The 11,928-nt window shown below is 61.1% G+C and carries 7 protein-coding genes and 3 rRNA genes; all 10 read left to right on the top strand.

The window, feature by feature from the left end; genetic code table 11:
• Positions 1 to 239 precede the first annotated feature (239 nt).
• Positions 240 to 1,762: ribosomal RNA gene (locus BKA23_RS06330) — 16S ribosomal RNA — on the top strand.
• A 392-nt stretch (positions 1,763 to 2,154) separates the two neighbouring features.
• Positions 2,155 to 5,275, top strand: a 23S ribosomal RNA gene (locus tag BKA23_RS06335).
• Positions 5,276 to 5,386: 111 nt separating this feature from the next.
• Positions 5,387 to 5,504, top strand: a 5S ribosomal RNA gene (gene rrf / locus BKA23_RS06340).
• The 16S, 23S and 5S rRNA genes sit together here, the layout of an rRNA operon.
• Positions 5,505 to 6,486: 982 nt before the next feature.
• Positions 6,487 to 7,251, top strand: a complete 765-nt coding sequence (locus BKA23_RS06345; protein ID WP_246104485.1) for a tetratricopeptide repeat protein — start codon at positions 6,487 to 6,489, stop codon at positions 7,249 to 7,251.
• A gap of 156 nt (positions 7,252 to 7,407) precedes the next feature.
• Positions 7,408 to 7,815 (top strand): single-stranded DNA-binding protein, encoded by a 408-nt coding sequence (locus BKA23_RS06350; RefSeq protein ID WP_246104486.1) that lies wholly within the window; start codon positions 7,408 to 7,410, stop codon positions 7,813 to 7,815.
• A 75-nt stretch (positions 7,816 to 7,890) separates the two neighbouring features.
• Positions 7,891 to 8,946, top strand: coding sequence for an HAD-IIA family hydrolase (locus tag BKA23_RS06355; protein WP_246104487.1), 1,056 nt, complete (start codon positions 7,891 to 7,893; stop codon positions 8,944 to 8,946).
• Between the two features lie 92 nt (positions 8,947 to 9,038).
• On the top strand, positions 9,039 to 9,776 hold the full coding sequence (locus BKA23_RS06360) for a hypothetical protein (protein ID WP_145226523.1): 738 nt from the start codon (positions 9,039 to 9,041) through the stop codon (positions 9,774 to 9,776).
• Between the two features lie 106 nt (positions 9,777 to 9,882).
• The gene (locus BKA23_RS06365; protein WP_145226525.1) at positions 9,883 to 10,209 is read left to right on the top strand and encodes a hypothetical protein; all 327 of its coding nucleotides are present in this window, start codon (positions 9,883 to 9,885) and stop codon (positions 10,207 to 10,209) included.
• Complete coding sequence (locus BKA23_RS06370; protein ID WP_246104488.1) at positions 10,154 to 11,005, top strand: TlyA family RNA methyltransferase; 852 nt, start codon at positions 10,154 to 10,156, stop codon at positions 11,003 to 11,005. The genes BKA23_RS06365 and BKA23_RS06370 overlap by 56 nt, the downstream gene beginning before the upstream one ends.
• On the top strand, positions 11,002 to 11,913 hold the full coding sequence (locus BKA23_RS06375; RefSeq protein WP_145226527.1) for an NAD kinase: 912 nt from the start codon (positions 11,002 to 11,004) through the stop codon (positions 11,911 to 11,913). The genes BKA23_RS06370 and BKA23_RS06375 overlap by 4 nt, the downstream gene beginning before the upstream one ends.
• The last annotated feature ends 15 nt before the right edge of the window (positions 11,914 to 11,928 follow it).

Consider the following 11,928-nt stretch of genomic DNA (forward strand, 5'->3'; position numbering starts at 1 on the left):
TACGCGATTCAAATCGGCGGAAACGCGGATTTGAAAGTGAGTCGGACAGGGTGCTAAGGTTTTAAATGTCGCCGGAACAACACCGGAGCGGATAGCTCCGGAAAGTTTCGCAGCGGTCGTTTTTTGAGAACTCAACAGCGTGTCGAGATGGTTGATGCCAGATTTTTGTTTGGTTATTGATTGGTTTTGAGTTTTTTTGCTCTTGATCAGTTTTTGCCGGATTGGATTTTTTGTGTTTTTTTGCGGAGAGTTTGATCCTGGCTCAGGACGAACGCTGGCGGCGTGCTTAACACATGCAAGTCGAACGATGATACCTGTGCTTGCGCGGGTGGATTAGTGGCGAACGGGTGAGTAACACGTGAGTAACCTGCCCTTCACTTTGGGATAAGCCTTGGAAACGGGGTCTAATACCGGGTATGACTGCGCATCGCATGGTGTGTGGTGGAAAGCTTTTGTGGTGGGGGATGGACTCGCGGCCTATCAGCTTGTTGGTGAGGTAGTGGCTTACCAAGGCTTTGACGGGTAGCCGGCCTGAGAGGGTGACCGGCCACACTGGGACTGAGACACGGCCCAGACTCCTACGGGAGGCAGCAGTGGGGAATATTGCACAATGGGCGGAAGCCTGATGCAGCGACGCCGCGTGGGGGATGACGGCCTTCGGGTTGTAAACTCCTTTCAGCAGGGACGAAGCTTTTGTGACGGTACCTGCAGAAGAAGCACCGGCTAACTACGTGCCAGCAGCCGCGGTAATACGTAGGGTGCGAGCGTTGTCCGGAATTATTGGGCGTAAAGAGCTTGTAGGCGGTTTGTCGCGTCTGCCGTGAAAGCCCAGGGCTTAACCCTGGGTCTGCGGTGGGTACGGGCAGGCTAGAGTGTGGTAGGGGAGACTGGAATTCCTGGTGTAGCGGTGAAATGCGCAGATATCAGGAGGAACACCGATGGCGAAGGCAGGTCTCTGGGCCATAACTGACGCTGAGAAGCGAAAGCATGGGGAGCGAACAGGATTAGATACCCTGGTAGTCCATGCCGTAAACGTTGGGCGCTAGGTGTGGGACTCATTCCACGAGTTCCGTGCCGCAGCTAACGCATTAAGCGCCCCGCCTGGGGAGTACGGCCGCAAGGCTAAAACTCAAAGGAATTGACGGGGGCCCGCACAAGCGGCGGAGCATGCGGATTAATTCGATGCAACGCGAAGAACCTTACCAAGGCTTGACATACACCGGAATCATGCAGAGATGTGTGCGTCTTCGGACTGGTGTACAGGTGGTGCATGGTTGTCGTCAGCTCGTGTCGTGAGATGTTGGGTTAAGTCCCGCAACGAGCGCAACCCTCGTTCCATGTTGCCAGCACTTCGGGTGGGGACTCATGGGAGACTGCCGGGGTCAACTCGGAGGAAGGTGGGGATGACGTCAAATCATCATGCCCCTTATGTCTTGGGCTTCACGCATGCTACAATGGCTGGTACAGAGGGTTGCGATGCCGTGAGGTGGAGCGAATCCCTTAAAACTGGTCTCAGTTCGGATTGGGGTCTGCAACTCGACCCCATGAAGTTGGAGTCGCTAGTAATCGCAGATCAGCAACGCTGCGGTGAATACGTTCCCGGGCCTTGTACACACCGCCCGTCAAGTCACGAAAGTCGGTAACACCCGAAGCCGGCGGCCTAACCCCTTGTGGGAGGGAGTCGTCGAAGGTGGGATTGGCGATTGGGACTAAGTCGTAACAAGGTAGCCGTACCGGAAGGTGCGGCTGGATCACCTCCTTTCTAAGGAGCGTTTGAACCTTTCATCACCGAGTGTGTGGTGGGGTGAGCTCATGGGTGGAACATCAACCGTTTGTGATGGTGTGTGGCAGTGTCCACCGCGAGTACGAATCGTGCTTTCACTTTTGTGTGGGGGTGTGGTTGTGGAATGTGGTGGGTGGTGTTGGGCGTCGTTGTCGGCACGTTGTTGGGTCCTGAGGAAACGACCGTTCGCTGTCGTGTGGTGACTGTCATGGTGTGAGCTGTGGTGGTTGGTGCGTGGTGGTGGTTGTTTTTTCTGGTACTGCCTGCTGGTTGCGCCGCGTTGGTGTGGTGTGGTTGGTGGTGTTGGTGTGTTGTTTGAGAATTGTATAGTGGACGCGAGCATCTTTGTGGCTTTTAAGAATTTCTTAATTGTTTAAGTTTTTAAGGGCGCATGGTGGATGCCTTGGCATCAGGAACCGATGAAGGACGTAGGAATCTGCGATAAGCCTCGGGGAGCCGATAACCGGGCTGTGATCCGAGGGTTTCCGAATGGGGGAACCCCGCACCAGTTATGTGGTGTGACCCGTACCTGAACTCATAGGGTGCGTGGAGGGAACGTGGGGAAGTGAAACATCTCAGTACCCACAGGAAGAGAAAACAATATGTGATTCCGTGAGTAGTGGCGAGCGAAAGCGGATGAGGCTAAACCGTGGTTGTGTGATACCTGTCAGGGGTTGCAATCAGGGTGTTGTGGGGCCTTTTTTTACCGTATCTGACAGTGCGGTGCGTGGCGTGTGCGTGTAGTCGAACCAGTGTGAGTGCTGGACCGTAGTGGGTGGGAGTCCCGTAGGCGAAACACGTTGCTGTCATGTGGGAGGGTGCCCAAGTAGCACGGGGCTCGAGAAATCTCGTGTGAATCTGCCAGGACCACCTGGTAAGCCTAAATATTTCCTGATGACCGATAGCGGACTAGTACCGTGAGGGAAAGGTGAAAAGTACCCCGGGAGGGGAGTGAAATAGTACCTGAAACCATGCGCTTACAATCCGTCAGAGCCTCCGTTTGGTGGGGTGATGGCGTGCCTTTTGAAGAATGAGCCTGCGAGTTAGTGCTCAGTGGCGAGGTTAACCCGTGTGGGGAAGCCGTAGCGAAAGCGAGTCCGAACAGGGCGCCTTGAGTCGCTGGGTCTAGACCCGAAGCGGAGTGATCTACCCATGGCCAGGTTGAAGCGACGGTAAGACGTCGTGGAGGACCGAACCCACTTCAGTTGAAAATGGAGGGGATGAGCTGTGGGTAGGGGTGAAAGGCCAATCAAACTCCGTGATAGCTGGTTCTCCCCGAAATGCATTTAGGTGCAGCGTCACGTGTTTCTTGCCGGAGGTAGAGCTACTGGATGGCTGATGGGCCTCACCAGGTTACTGACGTCAGCCAAACTCCGAATGCCGGTAAGTGAGAGCGTGGCAGTGAGACTGCGGGGGATAAGCTCCGTAGTCGAGAGGGAAACAGCCCAGATCACCAGCTAAGGTCCCTAAGCGTGTGCTAAGTGGGAAAGGATGTGGAGTTGCTGTGACAACCAGGAGGTTGGCTTAGAAGCAGCCACCCTTTAAAGAGTGCGTAATAGCTCACTGGTCAAGTGATTCCGCGCCGACAATGTAGCGGGGCTCAAGCACATCACCGAAGCTGTGGCAATCACACATGTTCCTAGCCCCTTTTGGGGGGTTCAGGGGTGTGGTTGGGTAGGGGAGCGTCGTGTCACCAGTGAAGTCCCGGTGTGAACCAGGGGTGGAGGTGACACGAGTGAGAATGCAGGCATGAGTAGCGAATGACGGGTGAGAAACCCGTCCGCCGAATAACCAAGGGTTCCAGGGTCAAGCTCATCTGCCCTGGGTAAGTCGGGACCTAAGGCGAGGCCGACAGGCGTAGTCGATGGACATCCGGTTGATATTCCGGAACCGGCGAAGGACCGCCCATATCGAATCAGGGGATGCTAACCACCCGAACTACCGTGTTGATCCCTTTCGGGGGTGATCGTGTGTGGGGAGCGTGGGACCCGATCTTGTAGTAGGTAAGCGATGGAGTGACGCAGGAAGGTAGCCTCCGCGGGGCGATGGTAGTCCCCGTTCAAGCGTGTAAGCCGACTGGTAGGTAAATCCGTCAGTCATGTAGGCCCAGGCGTGATGGTGACCACGTAATGTGGGAAGTGGGTGATCCTATGCTGCCGAGAAAAACTTCTAGCGAGGTTCGAGCCGCCCGTACCCCAAACCGACTCAGGTGGTTAGGTAGAGAATACTAAGGCGATCGAGTGAATCGTGGTTAAGGAATTCGGCAAAATGCCCCCGTAACTTCGGGAGAAGGGGGGCCTGATCCTTGATGTCATTTACTGACTAGGGGTGAGGGCCGCAGAGACCAGGGAGAAGCGACTGTTTACTAAAAACACAGGTCCGTGCGAAGAAGTAATTCGATGTATACGGACTGACGCCTGCCCGGTGCTGGAACGTTAAGGGGACCGGTTAACACGTGAGTGTGAAGCTGAGAACTTAAGCGCCAGTAAACGGCGGTGGTAACTATAACCATCCTAAGGTAGCGAAATTCCTTGTCGGGTAAGTTCCGACCTGCACGAATGGCGTAACGACTTCTCCACTGTCTCAACCACGAACTCGGCGAAATTGCACTACGAGTAAAGATGCTCGTTACGCGCAGCAGGACGGAAAGACCCCGGGACCTTTACTATAGCTTGGTATTGGTGTTCGGTACGGCTTGTGTAGGATAGGTGGGAGACTGTGAAGTACCAGCGCCAGCTGGTGTGGAGTCATTGTTGAAATACCACTCTGGTCGTTCTGGGCTCCTAACTTCGGTCCGTGATCCGGATCAGGGACAGTGCCTGGTGGGTAGTTTAACTGGGGCGGTTGCCTCCTAAAAGGTAACGGAGGCGCCCAAAGGTTCCCTCAGCCTGGTTGGTAATCAGGTTTCGAGTGTAAGTGCACAAGGGAGCTTGACTGTGAGACAGACATGTCGAGCAGAGACGAAAGTCGGGACTAGTGACCCGACGGTGGCTTGTGGAAGCGCCGTCGCTCAACGGACAAAAGGTACCCCGGGGATAACAGGCTGATCTTGCCCAAGAGCTCATATCGACGGCATGGTTTGGCACCTCGATGTCGGCTCGTCGCATCCTGGGGCTGGAGTAGGTCCCAAGGGTTGGGCTGTTCGCCCATTAAAGCGGTACGCGAGCTGGGTTTAGAACGTCGTGAGACAGTTCGGTCCCTATCCGCTGCGCGCGTAGGAAACTTGAGAAGACCTGTCCCTAGTACGAGAGGACCGGGATGGACGAACCACTGGTGTGTCAGTTGTTCCGCCAGGAGCACCGCTGATTAGCTACGTTCGGAAGTGATAACCGCTGAAAGCATCTAAGCGGGAAGCACGCTTCAAGATGAGGTTTCCATCAGGGATCAAACCCTGGAGAGGCTCCCAGCTAGACGACTGGGTCGATAGGCCGGACGTGGAAGCACAGTAATGTGTGGAGCTGACCGGTACTAATCAGCCGACAACTTAAACACCACAAAACACGTTCAAAAAAGCGTCCACTATACAATTCTGAAACAACACCCACCCCGCCCCCGGAAAACATTCCAGGGTTCGCAGGCTGGTTGGTGATAGTTTCATAGAGTTACGGCGGTCATAGCGAAGCGGGAAACGCCCGGACACATCCCGAACCCGGAAGCTAAGCCCTTCAGCGCCGATGGTACTGCACTCGGTAGAGTGTGGGAGAGTAGGACACCGCCGAACAACCATTACACGTTTCAGCGTGGAACCCCCACCCCAACCCCCAACCAAAGGGGGCCAGGGACGGAACAGGGCTCCACGCTGAAACCATTTCCACCGCTACTTTCTCGTCGTGGCGTTCGGCGCCGGCGTGGTCGGTGATGAGGCGGATGTGAATCGAAGCCACGTGAACTGACGATGGTTTCTGACAGGTGTCCGCCGAAGGCGATGCTGGTTATGCTGGTGGCGAAGAAGTCCAATCTCAATAGCGAAGGTTGTTCCCGTGTCTGACGACTCCGAATCAACACCACCTCCGGAGATCCCGCGTCGTTCTGGTCGTTGGTCCCGCGCAGCAGGTGAAGGAACGTCACAGCGACGGGACAGCGGAGACGACACCGGTGGTGAGTCGAGATCGGCCTCGCACCCACGTCGTGACGACGGCGACCGGGACTACCGGCGCCAACCGAGTCGTGATGATCGGTCCGGAGGCGGACGTGATGAGCGTGGCGGTCAGCGACGAGATGGTCGCAGGGGGCCGTCGTCAGAAGGCGATCGAAGCGGGAATCGTGGGTATTCGACGTCACGGCGGGACGACCGAAAGGGTGGGGATCGCAACCGAGGCTCGGGCGATCGATCGACGGAGCGTGCTCGCCCAGGTTTCAGCGATCGCTCAGGGCGGACCGAAGCATTCGACCGTGGCGGTCGAACTGAGCGGAGTGGTCCCGCGCGGTCGAATGCGGGCAGGTCGGATCGGCGGAACGACGGAAGGACTCCGCAGCCGGGCACCGGTGGCCGTGGCCCGCGCAGCTGGGATCGGTCCTCGCCGTCGAATGTCACCGGACGTGACTCTCGGCAGGAACCACCGCTGGACGAGGAGATCACCGGCAAAGAACTCGACCGTTCGGTATGGCGCGAACTTCGGACTCTCACCAAGGAGAACGCTGAAGGGGTCGCCAAACACCTCGTTGCTGCTGCAACACTGCTCGAGGAGGATCCCGATCTAGCCTTGGCACACGCTGAACATGCGGCGCGTCGGGCCGGCCGCGTTCCGGCGGTCCGAGAGGCGCTTGGCCTCGTGCGCTACCGCCGTGGGGAGTTCTCTGACGCCATACGTGAGTTCCGCACCGCGAAGCGGTTGTCCGGGTCCAACCACCTGCTGCCGTATCTCGTCGATTGCGAGCGTGGCTTGAAGCGGTACGACCGAGCCCTCGACCTGGCTGCGTCGCCTGAGGCAAAGGGACTCGCTGAGGCCGACAACATCGAGCTCGCGATCGTCGTCTCCGGCGTCCGTCGTGATCTCGGCCAGCCGGAAGCGGCGGTCATGGTGCTGCGCATCCCGGCGCTGGATCACGCGAGATCCCAACCGTGGGCGGCGCGACTGTTCTACGCCTATGCGGAAGCGGTGCTGGCGACAGGTGACCCTTCCACGGCTCGTGAGTGGTTCAGCAAGGCGCTTGATGCCGACAAAGCCGAGGAGACCGACGCGGGCGAACGCATTGATGAGCTCGACGGAATCGTCATGACAGACCTGCTGGCTGACGATGAGTTGCCCGACGATGAGGTGCCGAACGCACTCCCGGATGAAGCCTCTGTTGTGCATGCGGTGACGGACGTCGGGCAGGCTGCTGTCTGGACGCCCTTTGCCGGATCCGGCGAAGGTCCCGATGCGCCGTCACCCTCGGATGCGGGTTCAGGCAGCACGACAAGCGGGCCGAACTCGAGCGGTCCGGCATCGATGCCCACGTTTGACGAGGGCAACGGGAGCAACTGAAGGCGAAGGTTGAGGTCGCGGTCTCCGCCTTCATCGTCCACTGGGTGATGTATGACGGCGGCCTGTCCACAGGTCACTCTGTTTCTGGCCCCGTCGCGGGCGCTCCACCTGGACACTGATTCGAACACAGATGCGAATCCATTGTTCGGAGTGAAGATGGCAACCAAGAAGAGTTTCGTGGACGGTACGGCAACCCCGGGAGGTGCAGCAGGGTCCATGGTCGCCGACGTCGAGGGCGTCAACGATGTCCGGCTGATCGGCCGGCTCAGCGCGCCACCGCAGGCGCGGGTGCTGCCCAGCGGTGACGAGGTGGTCCAACTGCGGCTGGTGGTGCCTCGATCGCAGAAGTCCGCATCGCGGACTCCGCGCACACCCTCTGTGGACACGATCGACGTCGCATGCTGGTCCGCCTCGAGCCGACGGGCAGCCAAGCGACTGCTCGGCACCGAAGCGATCGAGGTGGAAGGTGCCTTGCGGCGTCGCTTCTGGCGTGCGGGGACGGCCGTCGCCAGTCGTTATGAAGTGGAGGCGTCATCGGTCCGACTTCGCCGGCCATCGTTTTGACACGCGGCACAGGGCACGTAGTCGTCCTACCGGCAACGTTTCATGTGTTGCACCAGGGTGGGAGACAATGCCGCGGTGAGCATCCCCCTGATGAGGTCCTACCCGGCGATGGTTTTCGATCTGGATGGCGTCGTCTACCGCGGCCCGGACCCGGTGCCGCATGCTGTCGACACGCTCTCGTCGCTGCGTGATGCTGGGACCGGCATCGTCTTCGCCACCAACAACGCGTCGCGCACGCCAACGGACGTCGCGCGACAACTGCAGTCCCTTGGTGTGGCGGCCGAACCCGCTGAGGTGCTCACAAGTGCGCTGGCCGGTGCGACCGTTCTGCGCAACGCGCTCGCGCCGGGTGCCCAGGTTTTGGCCATCGGCGGTGATGGGGTCGCCCGTGCCCTGGAATCGGTCGGACTCACGCCAAAGATTCCGGTGCAGCACAGCGCCGATGATGGCCCCACCGGAGCTGTTGCTGCAGTCTTGCAGGGTTATGGCGCTTCGGTCTCAGCCAGCGACCTGGCGGAGGCGGCCTACGCCATACAGAGCGGAGCGAGGTGGATTGCCACCAATGATGATCTGACCCTGCCGACGAATCGGGGGGTCGCGCCCGGCAACGGGTCCCTTGTGGCCGCCGTGCGCATCGCCGTGGACTCCGATCCGGAGGTCGTCGGCAAGCCTGGGCCGCTGATGTATGAGCTTGCTGCACGCCAGTTGGGTCAGGACGCTGCTCACACCCTCGGAGTGGGTGATCGGTTGGACACCGACATCGCGGGAGCGCATGCCGCAGGGATGGATTCACTGCTCGTGTTGACGGGAGTGCACGGGCCGCAGGACCTGGTCCGGGCGCCGAAGAGTCACCGGCCCCGGTACATCGGGACCGATCTGAGAACCTTGTCGGCACCGTATGACGAGCCTATTCACGACGCGGACGACCGGTGGTCGGCCAGTGGATTGGTGGCATCGCTGAAGGGTTCCGCCGACAAGCCTCGGGTGGCCTTCGAAGGAGACGCGAGCGTCGCACCGGAGCAAGCCGACGTCATTCGGCTCCGGCTGGCGTTGCGTGTGCTGTGGTCCGCACTCGATCGGGGGAAGGTCTCGGTCGCGTCGGCGGTGTCGGCGGTGACGGCGGCGCAGTAACCTGAGCGAGGCGGTCGGCGGGCCTTTCTCTGTACGACAGCGTCCGACACGCTCCAGGTCGCGCACGATCTGGCACCTTCAAGGAGTTCCTGATGGCATTGGACAGCGTTCGAACCGCTCTGCAGATCGTCACGGGCGCGGGTGAACTCACTCGTGCCAGAGCTCTTGAGGCAGCAAGTACGTTGCTGGATCTGCCGATGGTGGGCAGTACCTCGGCCAGAGCCGGCCAGGTGGCCGCCCAAGCCGGCACGATCGCAGACGAGTTGCTCGCGGCGGCTTCGGCCAACCGGGAGATGGTCCGAGATCTGGTGCAGCAGGAGTTGGAGAGTCAACTTCAGCGGGTCGGTCTGACCACGACTGCGGAGTTGGCTGCAGCTCGGACGGAGATCAACCGACTCAAAGACGAGGTGGTCGACCTCCGTCGCTCTCTCGGAGGTCGGGAGCAGCACGAGCCGAGGTCCGGTGCGGTGCGTCCGAGCCGCCGCGCCGTCACCCGCACGGCCGGTCGCGCCGCCGTAGGCCGCCCGGACAGCGGCGCATCCGCAAGCACCGCTGCTCAGAAGAGTGGATCGCCGAAACAGAAGACGGTTTCAAAGACGGCCGCCGCCAAGAAGGCTGTCGCCAAGAAGACTGTGGCGGAAAGGGCGGCTGCTCAGAAGACCCCGGCGAAGGCGACTGCCAAGAAGGCGACCCCGGCGAAGGCGACTGCCAAGAAGGCTGTCGGCAAGACAGCACCGGCGACGAAGGCACGTGCGAAGAAGGTGGTCGCCAAGAAGGCTGATGGCGCGAAGCCGGCCACGACTGCTCCGACGACGACCACCAAACCCTGAGGAACGTGTGACACACCCCGCTTCGCAGCCCGTGACCGGTCAAGATTCCGCCGCTACGGGACACCAGACGATGAATGCCGGACCGCGCCCAATGCCACCGATAGCGATGCCGCAACCCGGGCCGCCGACACCGCCGGGAGAGGCCTTGCATGACGAGCGCTTCGAACCCACCGGAGACGAACACGTCGACCGGGCGCTGATGGGTCTGCCGCATCCGGAAGAGTTGCGGTCGAGTCAAACGCCCGCTGACGTGAGTGACGAGGCGCCGGCCGGCTCGCACAACACTGCGGCGACCGATGGCGGCACAGCCGGCACAAGCGATGCAGCCGATAGGGCCGACGCAGCCGACAAGGCCGATCTCGACTCCCAGGTTGCGGATGTCACGGCGGTTCATCGGCAACTGCAGCAGCGGCTGTCCGATCTCGCCGGCTGACCGGATGCGTGCGGATCAAGGGCTCGTCTCACGCGGACTCGCTCGCTCAAGAGCCGTCGCTCGTGAACTCATCGACGCCGGTCAGGTGCGCCTGGACGGAGCGGTCGTGACCAAGGCGGCTCAGCAGGTGGATCCTGCTGCACTGACCGTCGACGGTGAACAGGATCCATGGGTCGGGCGAGCGGCATACAAACTCCTGGCCGCTCTGCAGGCGTTCCCGGTGATGATCGAGGGCAAACGCTGCGTCGACGTGGGAGCCTCGACCGGGGGATTCACCCAGGTGTTGCTGCACCACGGCGCCAGTCAAGTGGTCGCCCTCGACGTCGGGCACGGGCAACTAGTGGAGGAACTGCGCCAGGATCCACGCGTCGTCGATCTGCCCGGCACCAACATCCGCGACGTCACAGCGGACTCGATCGGGGGAACGGCTCCGGTTGTCGTGGCCGACCTCAGCTTCATCTCCCTCACCCTGGTCTTGCCGCAGCTGGCAGACCTGGTCAGCGATGCCGGTGATCTGGTGACCCTCGTCAAACCGCAGTTCGAGGTCGGCCGCGAGCGGCTGGCCCGCACAGGGGTCGTCACCTCCGTGACGGAGCGACGACGCGCGCTGGTCACTGTCCTGAACGCCGTCGCAGATGCACACCTGCACGTTCACGGCCTCGCCGCCAGCCCGATCTCGGGCGGGACCGGCAATCACGAATACCTGCTGTGGGCGCGTCCCATCGCCGAGGGCAAGATGAACGACGTGCAGATCTCAACGACGATCACCCAGGTACTGGCGCAGGAGCCGGCATGAGCCGCCGCATTCTGCTCGTCGGACACCCCCGACGTCCCTCAGCAGTCGACGTCGCGGCCACCCTCGTGCAGGATCTTGCCGCGCACGACATCAAAGTCACCGGTGCGGCCGAGGAACTCGAGGCCTTCGGTGTGCTCGACATGCCGAGCGTCACCGCGCATGAGAGCGCGCGACCTGACGGTTGCGAGCTTGCCGTGGTCCTGGGCGGGGACGGCACGATCTTGCGCGGCGCTGAGACCGTGCGCGACAGCGGCGTCCCGCTGCTGGGCATCAACCTCGGACACGTGGGCTTCCTCGCCGAGGCCGAGCGTGACGACATCCACTGGACCGTCGCCAAGATCGCCCACCGCGACTGGAAGGTCGAGGAACGCGAGACGCTGGAGATCGAGGCCTTCGTCGACGGGCAGTCGCTGTGGACCAACTGGGCGCTGAACGAAGCATCCGTCGAAAAGGCAGCGCGTGAGCGGATGCTCGAGGTCACTCTCGAGATCGACGGCCGCCCGCTGTCGACCTGGGGCTGCGACGGCGTCGTGATGGCGACGCCTACCGGATCGACGGCCTATGCTTTCTCGGCCGGCGGGCCGGTCGTGTGGCCCGGTGTCCGTGCCATCCTCGTGGTGCCGATCTCCGCGCATGCGCTGTTCGCCCGGCCACTCGTGCTCAGCCACGACGTGCGCATCGCGATCGATCTGGTCTCGGGCGCGGCCGATGCCCACGCTGTGCTTTGGTGCGACGGCCGCCGATCCTTCGACCTGCCCGAAGGGGCTCGTATCGAGGTGCGTCGCAGTGACACTCCGGTGCGCCTGGCCCGCCTGGGCTCGGCGCCGTTCACCGACCGCCTCGTTGCGAAGTTCGACCTGTCCGTGTCCGGCTGGCGCGGCAAGCCTGTGGGCGGCCGTCCGGACTGACGCCGACCCGTCGTT

This window comes from Rudaeicoccus suwonensis, assembly GCF_007829035.1.
GTDB classification, from domain to species: Bacteria; Actinomycetota; Actinomycetes; order Actinomycetales; family Dermatophilaceae; genus Rudaeicoccus; species Rudaeicoccus suwonensis.